The sequence below is a fragment of the Xanthomonas sp. 3058 genome (assembly GCF_014199765.1).
GTDB classification, from domain to species: Bacteria; Pseudomonadota; Gammaproteobacteria; order Xanthomonadales; family Xanthomonadaceae; genus Xanthomonas; species Xanthomonas campestris_B.
This window is the reverse complement of sequence record NZ_JACHOF010000006.1, coordinates 119561-141810: the sequence shown is the minus strand read 5'-3', so window position 1 is coordinate 141810 and position 22250 is coordinate 119561. Positions and strand designations below refer to the sequence as shown.

Here is a 22250-nt window from a genome sequence, read left to right as displayed (position 1 = left end):
CATCAAACAACCGATCCGGCGAGCGTAACCGCCGGATCGGCTCTGGATCGGGCTACTTCTGCTCCAACACGGGCGCCACGACCTTGCGCCAGATCGCGTAGCCGTCGGCGGTCATGTGCAGCCTGTCCTCGCGGAACAGTTCCGCGCGCGGCTTGCCGCTGGAATCGAGCATCGGCGTGTAGATATCCACGAAGTCCACGCGAGACAGCGGTGCCAGTGCCGCCTTGATCAGTTCATTGGCCTTGATCACCGCAGGCAGCAACTGCGCGCGCGACGGACTGGGTTTGATCGACAGGTAGCTGATACGCGCATCGGGCAGATCGCGGCGGATACGCATCACGAACGCCAGCACATCGTCGCGCACCTGCTCGGGCGTGCGGCCGCTGTTGAGATCGTTGTCGCCGGCATACAGCACGACCTGGCGCGGCGCATACGGGATGACGATGCGATCGGCGTACCAGGTGCTATCGCGCACTTCCGAGCCACCGAAGCCGCGATTGATCACCGGCTTGTCCGGAAAATCCTGCGCCAGCGTCTCCCAGAAGCGGATCGATGAACTGCCGACGAAGACGATGCCGTGCTTGGGCGGTGGCTGGCGCGCATCGCTGGCTTCGAAGCGCTGCATGTCGTCTTCCCACGCGGCATTGGACACCTGTGCCGGCACCTGCGGCGCCGGATGCAGCGCGGCGGCCTGGACCTGGCTGGACAGCAACACAAGGGCGCACAGCAGCGTGCGCAAGGGATGTTTGATCATGCGGAGAACCTGCGGCAGTCAGCGGGCCGTCATGGTGCGACACGCTGCAGGCTGAGGGCAAACCCGCCGGCACCTGGCGGTGCGCGGCGGCACGGTGCAAGATTCGCACTTTCCTCAGCAGCGACCACGCCATGCGTTCGATCCGTTCCTCGACATGCCCTTGCGGCCGGAAGCGCTGACGCATGGCCGATCAACTGGGACACGTGCCGCGCGGCCCGCGCCGCATGCTCAAGGCAGCGGTCTGGTCGTGGCAGGGATTGCGTGCGGCGTGGCTGCATGAATCCTCGTTTCGGCTGGAGGTCTGTCTTGCCGTGGTGCTGGTACCGCTGGGGCTGTGGCTCGGCCAGTCGGGTCTGGAGCGCATCGCACTGATCGCACCGCTGCTGATCGTGCTGGCGGCCGAACTGCTGAACTCGGCGATCGAAGCGGTGATCGAGCGTTACGGCCCGGAGCATCACGTGCTGGCCGGTCGCGCCAAGGACATGGGCTCGGCGGCGGTATTCCTGCTGTTGATCAATGTGCTGCTGTGCTGGGGGCTGATTCTGCTGCCACGCTTGTTCTGAACAGCGGGCCGTTGTCGGCGCCGATAGCGGCTGGACGGTTGTGACAGGCATGGGACGAGCAAGTGCGTGCAGACGTGCGTGGCGTGCGATGCGCCAGCGCGCGTGTCGCTTGGCCGCGTAGCGTGCCGTACATCCTGCTGGTTGCCAGCATCGAGCTGGGCTCGCCTGCCTGCGCTGCCACGCGGGCACATGTGCATGCCGGCTTGACCTGCCACGTGGCATGCTCGGGTTCTCTTTCAACGGAATCGCCTGCATGCCCGTCCTGATTCGCGCCCTGGTGTTGCTGGTTCTGACCGTCTCGCTGTCAGGTTGCGGCTACAACGCGATCCAGCAGAAGGAAGAGGGAGTCAAGGCCGGCTGGTCGGAGGTGCTCAATCAATATCAGCGCCGCGCCGATCTGATTCCCAACCTGGTGCGCACCGTGCAGGGGTATGCCCAGCAGGAGCGTCAGGTGTTGACCGAAGTGACCAACGCGCGCGCGCGTGTCGGACAGATCCAGGTCAATGCCGATGACGCAGCCTCGTTGAAGCAATTCCAGCAGGCGCAGGGCGAGCTCGGTAGTGCGCTGTCGCGGTTGTTGGTGGTCAGCGAAAACTATCCGCAGCTCAAGTCCGACCAGGCGTTCCGCGATCTGCAGGTGCAGCTGGAAGGCACCGAAAACCGCATCACCGTGGCGCGCGGTCGCTATATCCAGGCGGTGCAGGACTACAACACCTATATCCGCTCGTTCCCGCAGGTGATCACCGCCAAGATCTTCGGCTACCAGCCCAAGCCCAATTTCAGCGTGGAAAACGAAGCGCAGATCTCGCGCGCGCCGCAGGTGGATTTCGGCAATCAACCGGCGCTGCAGCAGCCAGCACAGCAACCACAACAACCGCAGCCCGCACAATAAATACATGCAGCCTGCGCAGTGTCAAAAACGGCGCGATCTCATTCACGAGCTGTCGGGACACGCGCCAGGTTTGCCATGTCGCCCTGTTCATCGCCTGCTGGGTCACTAACAACGCTCGGACGCGGAACATCGACCCCTCTCCTTGCAGAAGAAGGATTGGGGTGAGGGCACGGTGGCGAAGCCCTTGGGCAGCGCCAACGGCATGTCGCTTCGCGCGTACCCTTATCGGCTCCTACGGGGCACCTTCTCGCGGTGGGAGAGGGGAACGGCCGAATCGCAATGCTCAGGTCAGGAGTTAGGTAATGCGGCAAACGCACAGATGGGTAGTTTGGATAATCGCGCTTCTGCTGCTGCCGGCCTCGCTGCTCGCGCAGGACCTTGCCGCCATTCCACCATTGCGCTCGCCGGTGGTCGATCTCACCGGCACGCTGGATGCAACGCAGACTCAGCAGCTGGAGCAGCAGGCGCTGGCCCTGCAGCAGCGCAAAGGCGCGCAACTGCAGATCCTGATCGTGCCGACCACGCAGCCGGAGGCGATCGAGGAATACACCCAACGCGTGTTCGACCAGTGGAAGATCGGCCGCAAGGGCGTGGACGACGGTGTATTGCTGCTGGTGGCCAAGGACGACCGCCGCGTGCGCATCCAGCCCGGTTACGGCCTGGAAGGCGCGATCCCCGACATCACGGCCAACCGCATCATTCAGGAGTACCTGGCACCGCGCTTCCGTGAGGGCGACTACGCAGGCGGCATCCGCGCTGCGACCGCGACGCTGGCCGGCCTGATCGAAGGCGAAGCCCTGCCGGCGCCGGTCAGCGGACACGCCGATGTTGGAACGGGCGACAACCGCGCAGGTGGTTGGATCATGGCGCTGTTCGTCGGATTTGTGGCCGCCATGGCCGCGCGCGGCATTCTCGGGGCGTTGCCGCGGCCGCTGCGTGCGTTGCTGACCGGTGTCGCTGCGGGGGGCGCGGCCCTGCTGTTCACCTCATTGCTGCTGGCCAGTGTGGGCGCTGCGGTGATCGGTTTGCTGGCGGGCCTGGCCTCGGGCTCGCCCGGACGGGTTGTCGGCGGCGGTGGCTGGGGCGGCGGCGGATTCGGTGGGTTTGGCGGCGGCGGTGGTCGCGGCGGCTTCGGTGGCGGCGGCGGTTGGGGTGGGGGTGGCGGATCATCGGGAGGCGGTGGCGCCTCGGGGAGTTGGTAATGCGGTGGCTCAAGCATGTTTTTTCGCCTTCGACGCAGCGTAGTTTTCCGCCCAGTTGCATGGATGCAATCGCTGCGGCGGTGGCGTCCAGCGAGCGCAGCCACACCGGGCAGATCATGGTGGCGGTGGAGTCCGACTTGCCGCTGGCCGCGTTATGGCGCGGGCAGACCGCGCGTCAATGCGCCGAGCAGGCCTTCGCCCGCCTGCGCACATGGGACACCGAAGCCAATAACGGGGTGCTGATCTATCTGCTGCTGGCCGATCACGCCATCGAGGTGGTCGCCGACCGTGGCCTGCGCAGCCGGGTGCCGGAGGCACAGTGGGCCGAGGTGTGCCGGCGCATGCAGCAGTTCCTGCGCGATGGCGAGCACGAAGCGGCGGTGCTGGCCGGGATCGAAGCGGTCACCGATGTGCTGACCGAGCATTTCCCGGCCGTTGCAGGTGCGCAGCATGAAGACGAGCTGCCCGATCGTCCGCAGCTCTTAGGCTGAGCGCGTGCGAGGTGTCAGAATAGACGCCTCGCTTTTTCGTGATCCGCGGTCCGCATGATCTATCTGCACGCCATTGACCCCATTGCCTTCTCGCTTGGCCCGGTGCAGGTGCACTGGTACGGGTTGATGTACCTGGCTGCGTTTTTCTCCGCCTGGGCGCTGGGGCGCTCGCGCATCCTGCGCGGCCGTCTGCCTGGCGTGGACATGGACGGGTTCTCCGACCTGTTGTTCTACGGCATGCTCGGGGTGGTATTGGGCGGGCGCATCGGCTACATGCTGTTCTACGCGTTCGACACCTTTCTGGCCAACCCGGTGATCCTGTTCAAGGTGTGGGAAGGCGGCATGAGCTTCCATGGCGGCTTGCTTGGCGTCCTGATCGCCTGCGGGTTGTGGGCACGCAGGCATCGGCTGCACTTCTTCGACGTGATGGATTTCGTGGCGCCGCTGGTGCCGTTGGGCCTTGGCTTCGGGAGGCTCGGCAATTTCGTCGGCGGCGAGCTGTGGGGCAAGTTCACCCAGGCCGGCTGGGGCGTGATCTTCCCGCATGCGCCGGAGCTGGCCAATCTGATGCCGTCGCAGATCCAGGCGCAATATGCCGCCGGTGCGCTGAATCGGTTTGCCCGCCATCCTTCGCAGCTGTACGAAGCCGCGCTGGAAGGCGTGGTGATGTTCGTGGTGCTGTGGGCATTCTCGATGAAACCGCGTGCGCGTTATGCGGTGTCGGGGATGTTCGCGCTGCTGTACGGCGTGTTCCGTTTCATCGTCGAATTCGTGCGCGTGCCCGACGCGCCGATCGGCTACCTGGCTTTCAACTGGTTGACGATGGGCCAGATACTCAGCCTGCCGCTGATCGTCGGCGGCCTGGTGCTGCTGGCCATCTCGCGCCGCGCGCCGGTGTTGCAGCCGGTGGTGGTGGAGAGCCCGAGCGTGGAGGCTGTCAAGTGAAGCCGTATCTGGACCTGCTGCAGCACGTGCTGGAACACGGCGCGGAAAAATCCGATCGCACCGGTACCGGCACGCGCAGCGTCTTCGGTTGGCAGATGCGTTTCGACCTCAATGCCGGTTTTCCGCTGGTCACCACCAAGAAACTGCATCTGCGCTCGATCATCCATGAGCTGCTGTGGTTTCTGCAGGGCGACACCAACATTGGCTATCTCAAGGACAACCAGGTTCGCATCTGGGACGAATGGGCCGATGCCGATGGCAATCTCGGCCCGGTGTACGGCAAGCAGTGGCGGCGCTGGACCGGACCGGACGGGGTCGAGATCGACCAGATGCAATGGTTGGTGGACGAGATCAAGCGCAACCCGGATTCACGCCGGTTGGTGATCAGCGCCTGGAATGTCGGCGAACTGCCGCAGATGGCATTGATGCCGTGCCATAGCCTGTTCCAGTTCTATGTGGTCGACGGCAAGCTCAGCTGCCAGCTGTATCAGCGCAGCGGCGATATCTTTCTCGGCGTGCCGTTCAACATCGCCAGCTACGCGCTGCTGACCCATATGGTGGCGCAGGCCACCGGGCTGGGCGTGGGCGATTTCGTGCATACGCTGGGCGACGCGCATCTGTACTCGAATCACTTCGAGCAGGCCCGCGAGCAACTGACGCGCGCGCCGCGCGCGCTGCCGATCTTGCGCCTGAACCCCGAGGTCACAGATCTGTTCGCATTTCGCTTCGAAGACATCGCCATCGAGGGGTACGACCCGCATCCGGCGATCAAGGCGCCAGTGGCGGTGTGAGTATTGCGTGCAGGTAGATGGTGATGCCACACGCCGGGTTGATGGTTGAAGGGATAAGCTCGGCTGCATGAAAATCATCTTGATCGTCGCTTTCGACCGCGACAATGCCATCGGCCGCGACAACGAGCTGCCCTGGAAACTGCCGGACGATCTCAAGCGCTTCAAGGCGCTGACGTTGGGCAAGCCGATCCTGATGGGGCGCAAGACCGCGCAGTCGCTCGGGCGTGCATTGCCCGGGCGATTGAATCTGGTGCTGACGCGTTCCGGGCAGGTTCCGTTCGCCGACATGCAGGCGGTGGGCTCGATCGATGAGGCGATTGCGCAGGCTGCTGCGACCGATGCGCAGGAGCTGTGCGTGATCGGTGGCGGCGAGGTGTATCGCCTGGTCATGGAGCGTGCCGATCTGCTGGCCGTGACCGAAGTGGACACCAGGGTGGAACAGGCCGACACCTACTTTCCGCCGATCGACCCGGCCGTGTGGGAGCCCGTACAGCGCCAAGCGCATGAGGCCGATGCGCGACATGCCTTTGCATTCGAGTATGTGGATTATCGGCGGCGTTAAGGGCTGACTGGCAAGCGGGTGATTCGATCCCAGTGACGTCGGTCGCCATGATCCTGGCCGAGGCAGCTAACCGACGATTTCGCCGTCGAGCAGGACATTCCCCGCGCGGGTTTGCGCCACCAGCTTGATAAACCGCAGCTTGCCCTTCACGCCTGCAATCATGCCTTCTCTATGGCCGCGGAAGACGTAGAAGGTTGCTTGGTCGTCATCCTCGAACTGATGCAGAAATTCGAGCGGAACTCCGTCTTCGAAACACCAGCTCGGTTCGAATGCCCATTGCGGCTTCTTGTCGATGCTCACGAACAGACCGGTCAGCTTCTGACCGAGCCATGTCTGCAGATCCGAAGGCCTTTCAGCAGTAAAGGCCGCATAGAGCCTATCGACGAACAGGGTCGACGCAGCGCCTGCGTTTTTTTCTGCGAGCAGGATGTCGTCAAGCCTCTCGTTGAAATCGGCCTTTACTGCGTCAAACGGATTCGCCGCCGCCTTCGCTGCAAACTTCTTTCTCAACGCGTCACCACGATTCATGCTGACATCTCCTCTGGGCGCTTTTGTCGGTGCGTTGGAGGCCGAGCCTGACACAGTGTCGGTCGCGTGGTGGATACGCGATATCGCCACCCTGTGTCGCCGGGGTCATGGCCGGCGGCACGGCTGCAACCCACATACCGAACAAGCCCGCGACTTCAGTCTGCGGCGGGAGCGGTTGGGGGCGGAGTGGAATTGCCGTTTGCAGTATCGCCACCGCCACCGCCACGCTGGCGTTGACGGCGGCGTGGCGGACGGTTGCGCTGCGCGGTCTGCGTTGGCTGGGTGATCGGCATTCCCGGCACCTGCACCACGCGCAGGTCGTCGGTATCCAGCTGCAGGGCGGTGAGCTTGCCGCCCCACACCGCGCCGGTATCGATGGCATGCACGCCTTGCGTGATGGTCAGCCCGAGCGCGGACCAATGGCCGCAGACGATCTTCAGATCACGCTCGACCCGGCCCGGCACTTCGAACCACGGATACAGGCCTTGTGCCTGCGTGCCTGGCGTGCCCTTGTCGTCGGTGGCGATGCGCCCGCGCGGCGTGCAATAGCGCATGCGCGTGAACAGGTTGATGATCGCCCGGCTACGGTCGTAGCCGCTCAAGCCCGGCGACCAACCGGGCTGATCGCCGTACATGTTGCGCAGCAGTTTGCGGTAGCCGCCGCCCTGCAGTTGCTGCTCGACCTCGCGCGCGTGTTTTTCGGCCATCTGGGTGGTCCACTTCGGCGCAAGGCCGGCGTGGATCATCATCCAGCCCAGCGCGCGGTCCACGTGCGCCAGCTTCTGCATGCGCAACCAGTCGAGCAGGACGTCGCGGTCTTCGGCCAGCACGATGCGCTGCAGATCCGGGTTGACCTTGCGCTGTTCTTCTTCCGAGCGCGCGCCGATCGCCAGCAGCGACAGATCGTGATTGCCCAGCACCACCACGCTGTGCGCGCGTAGCGAATGCACCAGGCGCAGTGTTTCCAGCGATTGACCGCCGCGGTTGACCAGGTCGCCGCAGAACCACAGCGTGTCCTGTGCGGGATCGAAATTGATTTTTTCCAGCAAGCGCTGGGTGATGTCGTAACACCCTTGCAGATCGCCAATTGCCCAGACGCTCATCGCGTGCGCTCCATCAGTCCAGCAGTCATCAGTGCAGCGTCCTGGGTACGCTCAGCACAAAGGCGGCGATCGGAGCGGTGAATTCGGTGCCATCGTCGGCCACCATGTCGTAGTGGCCTTGCATCTGTCCCTGCTCGGTCTCCAGCAGGACGCCGGAGGTGTAAGTGAATGCTTCGCCGGGGCGCAGCCATGGTTGCTCGCCGACCACGCCTTCGCCATCGACCTGCTCGGTGCGCCCGTTGGCGTCGGTGATCCGCCAGTGACGCGCGATCAGGCGCGCAGGCACGGCGCCCGCGTTCTGGATGCGGATGCTGTAGGCGAAGGCATAGCGGCCTTCGTCCGGGGTCGATTGATGAGCGAGGAAGCGGGGCGATACCTCGACCTCGACCCGGTAGCGCGGATCATCTTGCATGGCGAAAGTCTAAATAAAACAGTGTGGGAGGAGCGCTCAAGCCAGCTCGACATTGGCCAGACGGATGAAATCCGCGACCTCGAGTTGTTCGGCGCGTGCATCCGGACGCACCTGCGCGGCCTCGAAATGCGCCGGTTCGCAGACAGTGGACAAGGCGTTGCGCAAGGTCTTGCGGCGCTGGCCAAAGCCCGCGCGCACCACGTCGGCAAAGCGCCGGCGATCCTTGATCTGCACCGTGGCCGGATCGCGCGGCACCAGCCGCACCACTGCCGAGTCCACCTTCGGTGGCGGCCGGAACGCGCCCGGCGGCACCACGAACAGCGCGGTCACCTCGCAATACGCCTGCAGCATCACGCTCAGCCGCCCGTAGACCTTGCTGCCGGGACCGGCGGCCATGCGATCGACCACTTCTTTTTGCAGCATGAAGTGCATGTCGGCCACCGCAGCGGCATGGTCCAGCGCATGGAACAGGATCGGCGAGGAGATGTTGTAGGGCAGGTTGCCGACCAGGCGGATCGGTGTGCCATCGGCCAGCGCAGTGAAATCCACGCTGAGCACGTCGCGATGGATGATGCTCAGCGTGCCGATCGGTGCGGCGGCCTCGGTCAAGGGGGCGATCAGGTCGCGGTCGAATTCGATCACGGTCAATGCGCCGTGCTTGCGCAGCAGCGGGAAGGTGATCGCGCCCTGGCCGGGGCCGATTTCGACCAGGTGTTGGCCGGCGCGCGGGTCCACTGCCTGCACGATGCGGTCGATGTAGTACCGGTCGGCAAGAAAGTGCTGGCCAAGCGACTTCTTGGCCGGTGCGCTGAAAGAATGATTCATGCGCGCAGTTTAACGGAGCCAGCGCCTGCACGCGGCGCCGGTGCTGTGCGCATCGCGATGGGCAGGATGCGTGGTGCGCGCCGTCCATCGCACGCACCGCGCCTGACTCAGCCGCGCGCGGCCAGGCGCGCGCACAAGTCGGTCGCTGCCATCAGGCTGGACGGATCGGCAATGCCACGCCCGGCCAGTTCCAGTGCGGTGCCATGATCGACCGCCACACGCGGGTAGGGCAGCCCGAGCGTGATGTTGACCGCCTGTTCGAAGCCGCTGTACTTGAGCACCGGCAGGCCTTGATCGTGATACATCGCCACCACCGCATCGAATCCTGGCAGTTTTTGCGGCAAAAACGCGGTATCGGCCGGCAGCGGCCCGATCAGCTGCATGCCTTCGCCGCGTAGCTGCTCCAGCACCGGAAGGATGATGTCCAGTTCCTCGCGGCCCAGATGCCCGTCCTCGCCCGCGTGCGGGTTGAGGCCGAGCACGGCGATGCGCGGACTGTCCAGGCCGAAGTCGCGGCGCATTGCTGCGTCGGTGATGCGCAGGCAGCGCGTGACGGCATCGGCGGTGATCGCATCGGCCACTGCGCGCAGTGGCAGGTGGGTGGTGACCAGGGCGACGCGCACGATGGCGTTGGCCAGCATCATCACCACCGGGCAGCCGGCCTGTTCGGCAAGCAGTTCGGTGGTGCCGGTGTAGGGGATGCCACCGGCGTTGATCACCGCCTTGTGCACCGGGCCGGTGACGATGCCCTGCAGCGTGCCGGACAGGCAGTCACCGGCAGCGCCACGCAGGCCGGCAATCACGGCCGCTGCGTTGGCGGGGTCTGCCGTGCCAAACCGGGTAGGGACGGCTTGGCGGATCGGATGCAGCGGCAAGTCGCCGGGCGCACGTGCGTGTTGATCCGGGTCGAGCAGCCGCACAGACAACGACAGCGCCTTTGCGGCGCTGTGCAGGGTATCGGGATCGGCGTAGGCGATCAGGTGTGCGTCGGCACGCGGACGTTGGGCGAGCCGGACACAGAGTTCCGGCCCAATCCCGGCCGGCTCGCCTGGCACCAGCGCGAGCGACGGAAGCATCAACTCAGCGCGTCGGCTTGGCCGGCGGCGGTGTCGGTGCGGCAGGCGCGGCCGGTTCTGCCGGCTTGGCCGGAACCGCCGAGGCGTCGCCATCGGCGCGGTCGCCGGTGCGGAAGCTCACATACGCTTCGCCACGCAGTTCCTGCAGGTAGCGGTTGTACTCTTCTTCCAGCTTGCGACGGCCGATCGTTTCACGGACCTGGGCGCGCTGGTTTTCGGCGCTGACGTCGGTCTGGCGGCTCGCCACGCGCTGCACGATATGCCAGCCAGCCTGGGTGCGGAACGGTGCAGACACCGCGCCATCGGCCAACGCTCCCACCTGCGTGCCGAAATCCGGGCCGAACGCATCGGCCGGGAACCAGCCCAGATCACCGCCCTGACTACGGCTGTTGGTGTCCTCGGAGGACTCCTTGGCCGTTGCCTGGAAGTCGGCACCACCGGCAATGCGCGCACGCAAGGTGTCGATCTTGGCCTTGGCCTGCTCTTCGGTCTGGTTGTCGCTGACACGCACCAGAATATGGCGTGCGTTGTATTCAGTGACCAGCTTCTTTTCAGCGCCGGAATTGGCGTCGCGCATTTCCACCAGCTTGAGCAACTGGAAGCCGCTCGGGCCACGCAACGGGCCGGCCACCTGGCCCGGCTTCATGTCGCGGATCAGCTGCGCGAATGCGTTGGGGATTTCGTCCAGGCTGCGCCAGCCCAGGTCGCCGCCTTCCAATGCGTTCGGGCTATCGGAATAGCGCACTGCGGCCGCTGCGAAGTCCAGCTCGCCCTTGTCGATCAATGCCTTCACGCCGTCGACCTTCTTCTGGCCGGTGGCAATTTGATCGGCGGTCGCGCCTTCCGGCAGGCCGACCAGGATGTGCGCCAGGTGGTACTGGCTACCGGTGGTGGCCTGCTGGGCCAGCGCGGTATCCACTTCACCTTCGCTGACGCTGATGCGGCCTTGCGCAAAGCTCTGGCGCAGACGCTGCACGATGATTTCATCGCGCACCGAAGCGCGGAAATCGCCGTAGCCCATGCCGTCGGCGGCCAGCTTCTGGCGCAGGCCATCCACTGTGGTGCCGTTCTGCTGGGCGATGCTGGCGATGGCGCGGTTGAGCTCATCGTCGCTGACACGGATGCCGTTGCCATCGGCGCGGCTGACCTGCAACTTGACCAGGACCAGGCGCTCAAGCACCTGCCGCTGCAGGACATCGTCCGGCGGCAGCTGGCTTTCGCGACCGGCGTACTGCGACTTGACGTTGCGCACAGCGCGATCAAGCTCGCTCTGCAGCACCACGTCTTCGTCCACGATGGCAGCGATGCGATCCAGTGGCTGGGATTGCTGTGCCGAGGCCAGCGGCGAAACCGTGCTGGTGATGACCAGCAACGAGGCAAGAAGAACGGAGAAAGGCTTGGTCATGGAATCAAGTTCGGATCGTAATCGTCCGGATTAGGCGTGGTGTTGCTGGGCGGGACCAGATACAGGTCGTCGCGGTAATAGCCGAGAATAGCACGGCGCAAAGTGCGGTCCGTGTTCTGCCCGAACGAGCTCAGGCCCTTCAGCACGAACTCGAACTGGATGGAGTTGTCCATCTCGCCGTTGCGGTTGCGCACGAACCGGCGCACCAGCCCGCGTACCGCCAGGCAGCAGCTGTCCCACTGCACGCCGCCGATGATTTCCAGCGGCTTGCGGTCCAGCAGCGAGTAGTAATAACGGCCGACCGCGCTCCAGCTGGGATTGATCGGATACAGGAACGAGAAGTCGGCCTGCTCAAGCTGGTCCCTATTGCTGTTGAGATCGCGACGGTAGCGATACGCCAGATTGATGATGCCGTCGTTGTTGAGCAGATAGCGCGTGCGCAGGCTGGCCAGATCTTCCTTGCGCGAGTTCGGGTTCCACTGGTACGTGGCGCCCATCGACCAGCGGTCGTTGATCATGTAGCTGGCATCGGCCACCCAGGCGGACTTGCCCTGATCGATGGTCTGTTCGCTACCGGCTGCGGCGTTGGTGCTGTTGTTGATGCTGACCAGCGAATCGTTGAAATACAGGATCTGGCCCGCGCTCAACGACAACTTTTCGCGGCCATCGTCCTGACGCAACCAGCGCGAGGTCACCGCCAGGGTCAGCTGGTTGGCATCGTTCTGGCGGTCGGCACCGGTGTAGCGCGAATCGCGAAACAGCTGTCCGTAGCTGAAGGTGAACGGACGGGTGTCGAAGACCGGCAGATCGTTCTGGTCGCGGTACGGCACGTACAGGTAGTACATGCGCGGTTCCAGCGTATTGAGATAGTTGGTGCCGAACACCGAGGTTTCGCGGTCGAAGTACAGGCCGGCATCGAGCGAGGCGATCGGCAAGCTGCGGGTGGGCGAGCGGTTGCCGGTCAGCGGCGCGGTGGTCGCAAGTTTCGAATCCAGTTGGTAGGCGGTATAGCGCCAGGCCAAGGTGGGCGTCAGGAACCAGGCCGCGCCCGACAACGGCATCGAGATGTACGGTTTGACGTCCAGGCGCGAGCCGCTGCCGTACTCCTTGTTGCGGATATTGGTACGGACGTACTCATTACCGTTGTTATTATTGTTGCCGCTGTTTGGTGTGAACGTTACCTGGTACGAATCGTCATGGGTGAAGCGCACTGCTTCTGCGTAGACGCCGGCCTCGAAGATGCCGAACGGCTTGTCCCAGGTGAAATAGGCGCGCGGCTGCCGGTTGTAGGGCAGCGACTGCTCATCAAGTGTGTAATCGGTGAGCTGCCAGCGGTCGGCCATCAGACCCGCAGTCCAGGTCTCGCCGGTGCCGTAGATGCCCACGGTGCTCTGCAGGCTGGAGGCCGAGCCCATGCCGTTGATGCGGCTGTTGAAATCCTCCATGTAGCGGGTGTCGCTGACCCAGGAGATGCTGCTGCGCGCCTGCCAGTGGGTATTGAGGTTGTGGTAGCCGCTATAGAAGACGCTGCCACGGTCCTTGTCGCGCAACTTGTCGTTGGGCAGGTAGTTGCCGGTGACTTCGCCGCGGCCGTTGGCGTATAGATAGCGGAATTCGGTGCCGAACATGAAGCCGCGCTTGCTCATGTAGCGCGGTAATAGCGTCGCGTCGTAGTTCGGCGCCAGGTTGAGGTAGATCGGCTGCAGGTAATCGAAGCCGTTGCGGCCGGACAGGCCGAACTGCGGAAACAACAGGCCGGTCTGGCGGCGATCGTCGATCGGGAACTTGAACCAGGGGAAGTACAGCACCGGCACCTTGCCGATCTGCAGCACGGCGTTGCGTGCGGTGCCGAAGCCCTCTTCGTTGTCGACGTCGATCTCCGGCGCGCGCACCCGCCAGATCGGCTGCGAGGGGTCGCAGGTGGTATAGGTCGAGCGATGCATCTGCCCGACCTGGCCCTGCAGATCCACCGATTCGGCCGCACCGTTGCCGCGCCGGTCTACCAACTGGTACTGGATGTTGGTGACCTTGTGGGCGTCGGTGTCCTGATTGCCTTCGGCGCGGTCGGCGACCATGCGGAAGGAGGTGTCCTGGTAGCGGACATTGCCTTCGGCGATGTAGTTGCCGGTCTCGGTGTCCATGCGCAGGTTGTCCGCGCCCAGGAACTGGTCGCCGCGCTTGAGCGCCACATTGCCCTGGTATTGCGGGGTGGTGCTGGTGCCGGACAGCTGGTCGCCTTCGACATTGGTCGGCAGCTGCTGGCGCATCTCGGCGGCCTTGGGGTCGGCGGCGGGGGCGCCGTCGAAGCCAGGTAGCGGGTCCACGGCCGGGCACAATCCCCAGTTCAACGGCTTGTCGGCAGCCATTGCCGGGAGGCAGATGGCGATGCTCAAAGGCAGGGGCAGCAGGCGGAGAGCTCGGCGCACGCGTGATTCAACCAATAAAATGGCGACTAGCTTGCCGTATACCCCGCATGGGGGCAATGAAGAACTCCCTGACCGGGTGGGCGAGGTTCATCGCCAACAGGGGCGCGACTGGCGCGCCGGAGTGGCTCAACGGAGTGCAGCCACGTGCGCCACGCTGCTTTCGCGTAGCGCCTGCAGGTCGTAACCGCCTTCCAGCATGGACACCATCCGTCCGCGCGCATGCCGCTCTGCCAGGGCGCGCAGGGCGCCGGTCAGCCAGGCGAAATCGTCCTCGTCGAGCATCAGGTCGGCCAGCGGATCGCGCAGATGCGCATCGAAGCCGGCGGAAATCAGGATCAGCTGCGGGCGAAACGCATCGATCAGCGGCAGCATCTCGTCCTCCCACACATTGCGGAAGCGCAGCCCGTCGCTGCCCGGCGGCAATAGCAGATTGTGGATGTTGCCGATGCCACGCTCGTGGACGCTGCCCGAGTGCGGATACAGCCCGGACTGATGGGTGCTCAGATACTGCACGCAGGGGTCGCGCTCGAAAATCGCCTGCGTCCCGTTGCCGTGGTGGACGTCGAAATCCACGATGGTGATCCGTTCCAGCCCATGCCGGTCGCGGGCGTGGGCGGCGGCCACGGCGATATTGTTGAACAGGCAAAAGCCCATCGACACCTGACCGGTAGCGTGGTGGCCGGGCGGACGCACGGCGCAGAAGGCGGTGCGGCTGAGGTCCTGCATCACCGCGTCGACCGCGGCGATGCCGGCACCGGCTGCGCGCAATGCCGCCGCCCGCGAGCCGGGCGACATCACGGTGTCCACGTCGAGGCGGTGATGGCCTTCGAAGGCAGTTTCCAGCACCGCGTCTACCTGTGCGCGCTCGTGCACGCGGCACAGGTCGCCGAGTTTGGCCAGCGGCGCCTCGCGCCAGTCCAGATCCGGGAATGCGTCGCGCAAGGCCTGCATCACCGCTTCCAGGCGGGCGGGGCTCTCGGGATGCTCAGGGCCGGCGTCGTGACCGAGGCAGGCGGGGTGGGTAAAGACCAACATGGGGCAAATCTAGCCTCTCCGCCGAGCCAGGCGCATGGTCAAGCGCGCCGGCGGTCGTGCCGCCAGAGCACTTCCTGCTGGCCATCCACGCGCGCCAGCACGCGTGCCAGCACGAACAGCAGGTCGGACAGCCTGTTCAGATAGCCGATCGCCTCGCCGCGTAACGCTTCCTGGCGCGACAGTGCGACAGTCTCGCGCTCGGCCCGGCGCACGATGGTTCGGGCCAGGTGGCAGCGCGCGGCCGCTTCGCCACCGGCCGGCAGGATGAATTCCTGCAGCGGCGGCAGGCTGTCGTTGAAGTGGTCCAGGTGGCGCTCCAGCGCCTGGATATCGGCCGCCTCGATCGCAGCATGGCCGGGGATGCAGAGCTCGCCGCCCAGGTCGAACAGCTGGTGCTGCACGGTGGTCAGCAGCTCGGCGATCGCGGTGGGCACGCCGGGCGCAGCCAACAGCACGCCGATGGCCGAATTGGCCTCGTCCACAGTGCCGTAGGCGTTGACACGCAAGGCGTCCTTGCCGGTCCGGCTGCCATCGCCCAACCCGGTGCTGCCGTCGTCGCCGGTGCGCGTATAGATACGTGAAAGCCGGTTGCCCATCTCAGCCGGCCTGGGTCTGGCCGTGCGCGGTGGTCAGGCGCTCGGCGGCGACCTGGATCAGCGCTGCCGCCGCAACATAGAGCGCGGCGCTGCGCAGATAGGGGCCCAGCCAGTCGGTGTAATTCTTGAACCAGCCGGCCAGGGTCGGCTCGGCCACGCTGGCGCTGATCCAGTAGAAGCTGCCCTGGGCGATCAATTGGCACACCGCCACGGCGATCAGCAGCGCGGGTACCAGCCGGGCCAGCGCGCTCCATTGCGCGCCGTGATAGGTCCGGCGCAGCCACACCCCACCGGCCCACAGCGCGAAATAGGCCGGCATCAGGCACCAGTACGCCGGCGACACGCAGTAGTGCTGCCAGAAGCTCATGCCCTGCTGGGTGATGACCAGCCAGTCCACCGCGACCGCCAGGCCCATCAGCAGCGGGAACGCCAGTTTGCTGCGCGCGGCCAGATGGAACCCGCCGATGAAGAACACCGCCCAGGACGCGTCCGGGACCGGCGCGAAGTGATTGATCCGCGTGGCCGCCATCAGGATGGCGAGCAGGCTCAGAATCAGGGTGTCGTGCGAGCGAGAAGTCATGCGCGGAAGTAGCCGGATTGCAGGTCCGGGAGTGTAGCGTGGAACCTGGCGCACCCGCGCCACCGCCAGGTCTGCGGCGCCCGGCGGCGGGGAGGTAGTCAGGGCGCGGCGGACCGGCAGACGCGTCAACGTGTCCCATCCGGGGCTCGCGATGCGTTGCAGGCGAGGGCTTATCATGTGCGGATGACAGACCCACATGACGTTCTGATCGTTGGCGGCGGCCTGGTCGGCTCCAGCCTGGCGATTGCGCTGGACCGCCTCGGCCTGGATGTCGGGCTGGTGGAAGTCACTTCGGCCGGCACGCCGCCGGCTGTGTTCGACCAACGCAATCTGAGTTTCGCCGCCGCCACCATCAATGCGTTGGGCGCGCTGGGCGTGATGGCCAAGTTGCGCAGCCCGCCCGGGCCGATCCGGCGCATCCATGTCAGCCGCGCCGGCGATTTCGGGCGCGTGCAACTGGATGCCGCCGACTACGGCCGCGACTGCTTTGGGCAAGTGGTGGTGGCCCGCGACTTCGGCGATGCCCTGCAGGCACGCCTGGACGAACTGACGCGGCTGCGCCGGTATCGTCCGGCGCGCTGCATCGGCGTGGAGCCGGTGCAGGCCGGCGTGCGCACGGTACGGCTGGCGACCGACGACGGCGAGCAGCGCATCCGCGCCAAGCTGGTGGTCGGTGCCGATGGCACGCACAGCGCGGTGCGCGAACTGCTGCACATCGAGACCGACACGCACGATTTCCTGCAGACCTTGTTCGTCGCCCGCGTGCGCGCCTCCCGGCCGCCGGATGGCACCGCATGGGAGCGCTTCGGCGAGCATGGGCCGACCGCGCTGCTACCGCGGGGCGACCGCCATTACGGCGCGATCCACTGCGTGGCGCGCGCCGAGGCCGAGGCGGTCGCCGCGCTCGACGAGGCCGGCTGGCTGGCCCGGCTGCAGCGTGCGGCCGGCTGGCGCGCCGGGCGCTTTGTCGCCAGCGGCGAACGTAGCGCCTATCCGCTGGTGCAGGTGCTGGCCAACGACCTGAGCGTCGAGCGCGTGGTGCTGCTCGGCAACGCGGCGCAGACGCTGCACCCCATCGGTGCGCAGGGCTTCAATCTGGGATTGCGCGACGCGCTGACACTGGCCGAACTGATCGAGCACGATCGCAGCGATGCCGGGGCCGGCGCGTTGCTGGCCGACTATGTGGCGCGTCGACGCGTGGACCGCGAGCAGACGATCGGCTTCTCCAGCGGGCTGGCGCGGCTGACCGGCAATCCGGCACCGCTGCTGCGGCCGCTACGCAGTCTGGGATTGCTCGCCACCTCGCAGGCCGCGCCGCTGCAATCGATGCTGGTCGGCGGGGCGATGGGTTTCCGTGGCGATGTGCCGCAGCTGTGCCGGGGCATCGCATGAGCCGCCGCGGTACGCGCGATGCGGTGATCGTCGGCGGCGGCGTGGTCGGCGCCGCCTGCGCGTTGGCGCTGGCCGACGCTGGTTTGAGCGTTGCGCTGGTGGAAGGGCGCGAGCCCGCGCGCTGGCATGCCGATCAGCCCGATCTGCGTGTGTATGCCTTCGCCGCCGACAACGCCGCGCTGCTGGACAGCCTGGGCGTATGGAAGACCGTGCGCGACGCGCGCGTGCAGCCATACCGGCGCATGCGGGTCTGGGATGCCGGCGGTGGCGGCGAGCTGCGCTTTGACGCCGATACGTTGGGCCGCGAACAACTCGGCTGGATCGTCGAACATGCGCTGCTGGTCGATCGCCTGTGGGCGGCCGTGCACAGCGCAGGGATCGAAGTGCATTGCCCGGCGCGCGTGGCCGAACTGGAGCAGGACGCCGGCAGCGTGCGCCTGCGCCTGGACGATGGCAGCCGGCTGGAAGCGGCCATTGCCATCGCGGCCGATGGTGCGTCGTCCACCTTGCGCGATTTGACCGGCCTGCCGGTGTCGCGGCACGCCTACGCACAACGGGGCGTGGTTGCCTTCGTGGAGACCGAACAGCCGCACCAAGCCACTGCCTGGCAGCGGTTTCTGACCACCGGGCCACTGGCGTTCCTGCCGTTTGCCGATGGCCGTAGTTCGATTGTCTGGACGTTGCCCGACAGCGATGCCGAACGTGTGCTGGAACTGGACGATGCGGCGTTTTCGCGCGAGCTGACCCAGGCCTTTGCCGCGCGCCTGGGTGAAGTGCGTGTGGCCTCCGCACGCACAGCATTCCCGCTGCAACGGCAATTGGTGGAGCAGTACGTCAGTGGCCGCGTGCTGACCCTGGGCGACGCCGCGCATGTGGTGCATCCGCTGGCGGGGCAGGGCGTCAACCTGGGCCTGCGCGATGTCGCTGCACTGCGCGCGGAAGTGCGCGCCGCGCTCGCCAAACGTGCGGACTGGGCCGCTCCACACCGGCTGCAGCGCTGGGCGCGCACCCGCCGCAGCGAAAATACCGTGGCCGCGTACGGTTTCGATGCGATCAACAACGTGTTTTCCAACGACGAGATGCACCTGACCCTGCTGCGTGGATCGGTGCTCGGCCTGGCCGGCAGGCTGCCGCCGCTGGTCGATGTGTTGTGGCAACGGGCATCCGGCGGCGCGTAAGCAATCTTACGTCTGCCGGCCTGCTCTCTGGCTAGCCGGCACAGCCGATGATCTATGTCTTTACGATTATAGCGTAGGCCGCATCTTCCATACGACGCACGCGGCCGGGGTGGCTACAGTCGCGGCATGACTTCCGTTTCGCATACGTCCAGACCCACCTTGTTGCTGCTCAGCGGCCTGCTCTGCGACGCCGCCATCTGGCAGCCGCAGCGCGACGCGCTGGCGGATCTGGCCGATGTGCAGGTGCTGGATTTCCCCGGGTTCGACAGCATCGTGCAGATGGCTGCCCATGTGCTGGCGGGCGCACCGCCACGGTTTGCGTTGGCCGGGCATTCGATGGGTGGGCGGGTTGCGCTGGAGATCATGCGTCAGGCGCCCGAGCGCGTGACGCAGCTGGCACTGCTCGATACCGGCATTGCGCCGCGTCGCGATGGCGAACGCGAGGAGCGCCAGGCGCTGGTGGATCTGGCGCAGACGCAAGGCATGGATGCGCTGGCGCTGGCGTGGTTGCCACCGATGCTGCACCCCGCACGCATCGCCGATGCCGGCTTGATGCAAGACCTCAGCGCGATGGTGCAGCGCCAAACCGCGCAGAGCTTCGCTGGCCAGGTCAACGCGTTGCTGGAGCGCCCGGATGCCGCGCCGGTGCTTGCGCAGATCCGCTGCCCCACCTTGCTGGGGGTTGGGCGCCAGGACGCCTGGAGCCCGCTGGCACGGCATCAAGACATGGCGCGGCAGATTCCGCAGGCGCGCCTGGCCGTATTCGAAGATTGCGGGCATATGGCGCCGGTGGAAGCACCCGCTGCGGTGACGGTGGCGTTGCGCGATTGGTTGCAGGCCGCGTGATGGCGCAGGTGACGCAGTGTCTGCGTAACAGCGGCAGTTGCTGACCGCGCCGACCGGTATTGGCTGGACTTCAAGGAGGCTGCATGCACGACGATGCATCGATCACCATTGCCTGCGAGCAATTGATCCGCCGGTTCGCGCTGTACAACGATCGCCACGATCACGAGCAACTCGCTGCATTGTTCACTGACGATGGCGTGTTTGCGCGCCCGAGCGCGCCCGATGCGCCGGTGCATGGCCGTGCAGCGATTCTGCAGGCCTTTCGCGAGCGCCCGCCGCGCACCACGTGTCATCTGATGCTCAACACCCTGGTCAGCATTCAATCGCCCACATTGGCGCACGCGCACAGCAACGTGCTGCTCTACACCGCCGCCGATACGTCGTCGTCGCCGCCGCCGTGGAGCGCGCAAGCACCCGCGTTGCTTGGCAGTTTCGACGATGTACTGGTTTTCGAGCAGGAGCGTTGGTTGTTCAAGCAACGCCTTGGAACGTTGTTGCTGCGTATCGGCAGCTGAGCCGCAATCACCCGCACAGGCACGGTACTGGCGCGCGTTTCGCGCCGCGCGTTGCCGTCCCGCTTTCTCCCCCCACGTCGCGCTCGCAGTCATCTATCCCTTTGCATTGGAGATTCGCCCAGTGGAACGCGTTCGCATCCCCGCCCGTCGCCGCTCTGTCCTGTCACGTGCACTGCCACGCCGGCCGTGTTCATTGGTTGCGGGGGCGTTGTTCGCTGCCGCATTGCCGAGTGCTGCGCTGGCGCAAGCAGTGCCGGAAACAGCCGCACCTCCACAAGGGATCAATCTTGGCGGCACCAGTTTCATGGACGGCTTCGGCTCGCTGACGCCCGGCTGGACCGTCATCGAATATCTGCGTCACTCCAACTTGAATGCCATCAAGAACGCGAGCGGCGACGATTCGCCTGCCTTTCGCGATCCGCAGGTCGATGTCAGCGTGTTGCTCACACAGCTCATCTACGTGACGCCCTACACCTGGAAAAGCGGCTCGCTGAGCTTCAATGCCATCGTGCCGCTGGTCAATTACGACACCGCGTTTGCCGCTGACAGCCCGGTGCGATTGAGCAGCAACGGCTTCGGCATGGGCGACATTTCGTTCGGGCCGGCACTGCAGATGCCGCCGGTGATGCGCGATGGGCGGGTGTTTTTTTTCCAGCGTTTCGCAGTCGATGCGTTTGCGCCGGTGGGTAAGTTCGACCGCGACAAGGCGGTCAATCAAAGCACCGGGTTCTGGTCGGTGGTGCCGCATTGGGCATTCACCGTGCAACCCAGCGATGATTGGGAAATCAGTGCGCGCATCAATTACCTGTACAACTTTCGCACCAGCCGCGCCGGCGGGGTGCCGCCGATTCCCGGGTTCCGTTTCCGCAATGGACAGGCCGGCGATGCGGTGTGGGTCAATCTGGCCACGTCGCTCAAACTCAACGAGCAGTGGCGCGTGGGTCTGAACGGCTACTACCTGCAGCAGTTGAAAGACAACCGCACCAATGACCAGCGTGTGCCGGACAGCAAGCGCACGCAGGTCTATCTGGGTCCCGGCCTGTCCTGGCGCATGGACCAAAAGAATGTGCTCAATTTCAACGTGTACATGCCGATCAAGGTGAAGAACTCGGTGGCCGGCAACAGCTTCAATCTGATGTTCGTGCACTCGCTATAGCGCATGCAAGCTGGCATGCACGCTGACTGTCGTGGTCGGCGTGCATCGTGGAATAAAGCCGTGGTTTGCCGTTTGCGTGTTCGTGTCTCGCAGAGACGACCGACGAGCGCTACACGTGCATCGATGCCATTGCCTCTGCACGGCACCGTACATTCCGAAGACTCATAGCCCCATGCTGTGCCGCTGCGTATTGGCATGTTCGCGGAACAGCAATTCCGCACGCGCGCCATCGCGTTGCTCGATAGCCGCGACGATCGCACCATGCTGGCGGTGCCCGTAATAGAGATCGTCATAGGCCAGCGTGGCAGAGCGCTGACCGAACACCACGTTGACCGGGCTGACGAACGGCACCAGCGTGCAGCGGTCCACCGTCTCGGTGAGGATCGGTTTGTTGGCCGCCACCACGATGGCGCGATGGAAGCGGGCATTGATCGCACCGTAGGTCTGCTCATCGCCGGCATCGAGGCTGTGCTTGGCAAACAGCCGGTCGCCTTCGCACAGACAATCGTGCAGGGTGGAGAGCAATGTGGCCGACGCGCCCTGTTCGGCCACCGTGCGCGCCGCCATGCCCTCCATCAGCGCGCGCACCGCCAGGGCATCCAGGCTTTCCTGCTGGCTGAAGCGCCGTACCGCATAGCCACGGTTACCGACCTGCACCAGCAGGCCCTCCTGGCATAACGCCGGCAGCGCCTGGCGAATGGGCGTGCGCGAAATGGCCAGGCGCTCGGCCAGGGCCGCCTCGGTAATGCGCTCGCCGGGGGCAAAGGTGCCGCACAGGATCAATTCGCGTAGCTGCTGGACCGCTTGCAATCGATGGTTGTTCGCCATTGGCTCCATTCTCTCGCGCCGTACCGCAGCGCACGTTCCTTCGAAAGGGGGAAACTCGCAATTGCTTGTATAAAGGTCTTGCAGATGAGGTCGCTTGATGGCAATTTGGATCCCAAGGATACCGTTTTGGCGATCCGGAGTGGTTGGTC

24 protein-coding genes are annotated in these 22250 nt (G+C 65.3%); 12 read left to right on the top strand and 12 right to left on the bottom strand.

Annotation, left to right across the window (positions count from 1 at the left end; genetic code table 11):
* Window positions 1-52 precede the first annotated feature (52 nt).
* Window positions 53-754 carry an SGNH/GDSL hydrolase family protein gene (locus GGR61_RS10565; RefSeq protein WP_184407318.1) on the bottom strand — a complete coding sequence of 234 codons (702 nt, stop codon included), beginning with the start codon at window positions 752-754 and terminating at the stop codon, window positions 53-55.
* Window positions 755-936: 182 nt separating this feature from the next.
* On the opposite strand from GGR61_RS10565, the gene GGR61_RS10560 reads away from it, so the two are divergent.
* The 7 genes from GGR61_RS10560 to GGR61_RS10530 all read left to right on the top strand — a co-directional run bounded on the left by GGR61_RS10560 (window position 937) and on the right by GGR61_RS10530 (window position 6200).
* Complete coding sequence (locus GGR61_RS10560; protein ID WP_184407317.1) at window positions 937-1317, top strand: diacylglycerol kinase; 381 nt, start codon at window positions 937-939, stop codon at window positions 1315-1317.
* 253 nt (window positions 1318-1570) lie between these two features.
* Complete coding sequence (locus GGR61_RS10555; protein WP_184621341.1) at window positions 1571-2209, top strand: LemA family protein; 639 nt, start codon at window positions 1571-1573, stop codon at window positions 2207-2209.
* 302 nt (window positions 2210-2511) lie between these two features.
* Entirely contained in the window at window positions 2512-3411 is a 900-nt protein-coding gene (locus GGR61_RS10550; RefSeq protein ID WP_184621340.1) for a TPM domain-containing protein, read from the top strand.
* Complete coding sequence (locus GGR61_RS10545; protein WP_184621339.1) at window positions 3411-3902, top strand: TPM domain-containing protein; 492 nt, start codon at window positions 3411-3413, stop codon at window positions 3900-3902. Before GGR61_RS10550 ends, GGR61_RS10545 begins: the two co-directional genes overlap by 1 nt.
* A gap of 54 nt (window positions 3903-3956) precedes the next feature.
* Complete coding sequence (lgt, locus tag GGR61_RS10540) at window positions 3957-4847, top strand: prolipoprotein diacylglyceryl transferase (protein ID WP_184407313.1); 891 nt, start codon at window positions 3957-3959, stop codon at window positions 4845-4847.
* Entirely contained in the window at window positions 4844-5638 is a 795-nt protein-coding gene (locus tag GGR61_RS10535) for a thymidylate synthase (protein ID WP_184621338.1), read from the top strand. The genes lgt and GGR61_RS10535 overlap by 4 nt, the downstream gene beginning before the upstream one ends.
* Window positions 5639-5705: 67 nt before the next feature.
* Window positions 5706-6200: a dihydrofolate reductase gene (locus tag GGR61_RS10530; protein ID WP_184621337.1), complete on the top strand. Its 495-nt coding sequence runs from the start codon at window positions 5706-5708 to the stop codon at window positions 6198-6200.
* A 66-nt stretch (window positions 6201-6266) separates the two neighbouring features.
* On the opposite strand, the gene GGR61_RS10525 is transcribed toward GGR61_RS10530, so the two are convergent.
* From GGR61_RS10525 to GGR61_RS10480, 10 genes are all read right to left on the bottom strand, one after another.
* Window positions 6267-6728 carry a hypothetical protein gene (locus tag GGR61_RS10525; RefSeq protein WP_184621336.1) on the bottom strand — a complete coding sequence of 154 codons (462 nt, stop codon included), beginning with the start codon at window positions 6726-6728 and terminating at the stop codon, window positions 6267-6269.
* 155 nt (window positions 6729-6883) lie between these two features.
* Window positions 6884-7831, bottom strand: coding sequence for a symmetrical bis(5'-nucleosyl)-tetraphosphatase (locus GGR61_RS10520; protein ID WP_184407309.1), 948 nt, complete (start codon window positions 7829-7831; stop codon window positions 6884-6886).
* 28 nt (window positions 7832-7859) lie between these two features.
* Complete coding sequence (apaG, locus tag GGR61_RS10515; protein WP_184407308.1) at window positions 7860-8243, bottom strand: Co2+/Mg2+ efflux protein ApaG; 384 nt, start codon at window positions 8241-8243, stop codon at window positions 7860-7862.
* Between the two features lie 36 nt (window positions 8244-8279).
* Entirely contained in the window at window positions 8280-9068 is a 789-nt protein-coding gene (gene rsmA / locus GGR61_RS10510) for a 16S rRNA (adenine(1518)-N(6)/adenine(1519)-N(6))-dimethyltransferase RsmA (protein WP_184407307.1), read from the bottom strand.
* A gap of 107 nt (window positions 9069-9175) precedes the next feature.
* On the bottom strand, window positions 9176-10144 hold the full coding sequence (gene pdxA, locus GGR61_RS10505; protein ID WP_184407306.1) for a 4-hydroxythreonine-4-phosphate dehydrogenase PdxA: 969 nt from the start codon (window positions 10142-10144) through the stop codon (window positions 9176-9178).
* Between the two features lie 4 nt (window positions 10145-10148).
* Window positions 10149-11549, bottom strand: a complete 1401-nt coding sequence (locus tag GGR61_RS10500) for a peptidylprolyl isomerase (protein ID WP_184621335.1) — start codon at window positions 11547-11549, stop codon at window positions 10149-10151.
* Window positions 11546-13975, bottom strand: a complete 2430-nt coding sequence (gene lptD, locus GGR61_RS10495) for an LPS-assembly protein LptD (RefSeq protein WP_184621334.1) — start codon at window positions 13973-13975, stop codon at window positions 11546-11548. The genes GGR61_RS10500 and lptD overlap by 4 nt, the downstream gene beginning before the upstream one ends.
* A gap of 126 nt (window positions 13976-14101) precedes the next feature.
* The gene (locus GGR61_RS10490) at window positions 14102-15010 is read right to left on the bottom strand and encodes a histone deacetylase family protein (protein WP_184621333.1); all 909 of its coding nucleotides are present in this window, start codon (window positions 15008-15010) and stop codon (window positions 14102-14104) included.
* A gap of 38 nt (window positions 15011-15048) precedes the next feature.
* On the bottom strand, window positions 15049-15606 hold the full coding sequence (locus GGR61_RS10485) for a cob(I)yrinic acid a,c-diamide adenosyltransferase (RefSeq protein WP_184621332.1): 558 nt from the start codon (window positions 15604-15606) through the stop codon (window positions 15049-15051).
* Between the two features lies 1 nt (window position 15607).
* A complete protein-coding gene (locus GGR61_RS10480; RefSeq protein ID WP_184621331.1) occupies window positions 15608-16186 on the bottom strand; it encodes a hypothetical protein in 579 nt (192 codons plus the stop codon).
* A 183-nt stretch (window positions 16187-16369) separates the two neighbouring features.
* On the opposite strand from GGR61_RS10480, the gene ubiH reads away from it, so the two are divergent.
* From ubiH to GGR61_RS10455, 5 genes are all read left to right on the top strand, one after another.
* A complete protein-coding gene (gene ubiH, locus GGR61_RS10475; protein ID WP_184621330.1) occupies window positions 16370-17578 on the top strand; it encodes a 2-octaprenyl-6-methoxyphenyl hydroxylase in 1209 nt (402 codons plus the stop codon).
* Window positions 17575-18756, top strand: a complete 1182-nt coding sequence (locus tag GGR61_RS10470) for a UbiH/UbiF family hydroxylase (RefSeq protein ID WP_184621329.1) — start codon at window positions 17575-17577, stop codon at window positions 18754-18756. Before ubiH ends, GGR61_RS10470 begins: the two co-directional genes overlap by 4 nt.
* A 126-nt stretch (window positions 18757-18882) precedes the next feature.
* On the top strand, window positions 18883-19602 hold the full coding sequence (locus GGR61_RS10465) for an alpha/beta fold hydrolase (protein WP_184407298.1): 720 nt from the start codon (window positions 18883-18885) through the stop codon (window positions 19600-19602).
* Between the two features lie 83 nt (window positions 19603-19685).
* Window positions 19686-20117 (top strand): nuclear transport factor 2 family protein, encoded by a 432-nt coding sequence (locus tag GGR61_RS10460; RefSeq protein WP_184407297.1) that lies wholly within the window; start codon window positions 19686-19688, stop codon window positions 20115-20117.
* 121 nt (window positions 20118-20238) lie between these two features.
* Window positions 20239-21273 carry a transporter gene (locus GGR61_RS10455; RefSeq protein WP_184621328.1) on the top strand — a complete coding sequence of 345 codons (1035 nt, stop codon included), beginning with the start codon at window positions 20239-20241 and terminating at the stop codon, window positions 21271-21273.
* A 162-nt stretch (window positions 21274-21435) separates the two neighbouring features.
* Here GGR61_RS10455 and GGR61_RS10450 read toward each other — a convergent pair whose 3' ends face one another.
* On the bottom strand, window positions 21436-22110 hold the full coding sequence (locus GGR61_RS10450; RefSeq protein ID WP_184407295.1) for a GntR family transcriptional regulator: 675 nt from the start codon (window positions 22108-22110) through the stop codon (window positions 21436-21438).
* Window positions 22111-22250: the final 140 nt, after the last annotated feature.

Bases quoted from the DNA above. Each gene is read 5' to 3' on its own strand.
- lgt (WP_184407313.1), top strand. From the start codon at position 3,957: ATGATCTATCTGCACGCCATTGACCCCATTGCCTTCTCGCTTGGCCCG.
- GGR61_RS10525 (WP_184621336.1), bottom strand. From the start codon at position 6,728: ATGAATCGTGGTGACGCGTTGAGAAAGAAGTTTGCAGCGAAGGCGGCG.
- GGR61_RS10465 (WP_184407298.1), top strand. From the start codon at position 18,883: ATGACTTCCGTTTCGCATACGTCCAGACCCACCTTGTTGCTGCTCAGC.
- GGR61_RS10550 (WP_184621340.1), top strand. From the start codon at position 2,512: ATGCGGCAAACGCACAGATGGGTAGTTTGGATAATCGCGCTTCTGCTG.
- GGR61_RS10500 (WP_184621335.1), bottom strand. From the start codon at position 11,549: ATGACCAAGCCTTTCTCCGTTCTTCTTGCCTCGTTGCTGGTCATCACC.
- pdxA (WP_184407306.1), bottom strand. From the start codon at position 10,144: ATGCTTCCGTCGCTCGCGCTGGTGCCAGGCGAGCCGGCCGGGATTGGG.
- GGR61_RS10555 (WP_184621341.1), top strand. From the start codon at position 1,571: ATGCCCGTCCTGATTCGCGCCCTGGTGTTGCTGGTTCTGACCGTCTCG.
- GGR61_RS10450 (WP_184407295.1), bottom strand. From the start codon at position 22,110: ATGGAGCCAATGGCGAACAACCATCGATTGCAAGCGGTCCAGCAGCTA.
- GGR61_RS10460 (WP_184407297.1), top strand. From the start codon at position 19,686: ATGCACGACGATGCATCGATCACCATTGCCTGCGAGCAATTGATCCGC.
- GGR61_RS10490 (WP_184621333.1), bottom strand. From the start codon at position 15,010: ATGTTGGTCTTTACCCACCCCGCCTGCCTCGGTCACGACGCCGGCCCT.
- rsmA (WP_184407307.1), bottom strand. From the start codon at position 9,068: ATGAATCATTCTTTCAGCGCACCGGCCAAGAAGTCGCTTGGCCAGCAC.
- GGR61_RS10520 (WP_184407309.1), bottom strand. From the start codon at position 7,831: ATGAGCGTCTGGGCAATTGGCGATCTGCAAGGGTGTTACGACATCACC.
- ubiH (WP_184621330.1), top strand. From the start codon at position 16,370: ATGACAGACCCACATGACGTTCTGATCGTTGGCGGCGGCCTGGTCGGC.
- GGR61_RS10480 (WP_184621331.1), bottom strand. From the start codon at position 16,186: ATGACTTCTCGCTCGCACGACACCCTGATTCTGAGCCTGCTCGCCATC.
- GGR61_RS10545 (WP_184621339.1), top strand. From the start codon at position 3,411: ATGCGGTGGCTCAAGCATGTTTTTTCGCCTTCGACGCAGCGTAGTTTT.
- GGR61_RS10560 (WP_184407317.1), top strand. From the start codon at position 937: ATGGCCGATCAACTGGGACACGTGCCGCGCGGCCCGCGCCGCATGCTC.
- GGR61_RS10470 (WP_184621329.1), top strand. From the start codon at position 17,575: ATGAGCCGCCGCGGTACGCGCGATGCGGTGATCGTCGGCGGCGGCGTG.
- apaG (WP_184407308.1), bottom strand. From the start codon at position 8,243: ATGCAAGATGATCCGCGCTACCGGGTCGAGGTCGAGGTATCGCCCCGC.
- GGR61_RS10485 (WP_184621332.1), bottom strand. From the start codon at position 15,606: ATGGGCAACCGGCTTTCACGTATCTATACGCGCACCGGCGACGACGGC.
- GGR61_RS10530 (WP_184621337.1), top strand. From the start codon at position 5,706: ATGAAAATCATCTTGATCGTCGCTTTCGACCGCGACAATGCCATCGGC.
- GGR61_RS10565 (WP_184407318.1), bottom strand. From the start codon at position 754: ATGATCAAACATCCCTTGCGCACGCTGCTGTGCGCCCTTGTGTTGCTG.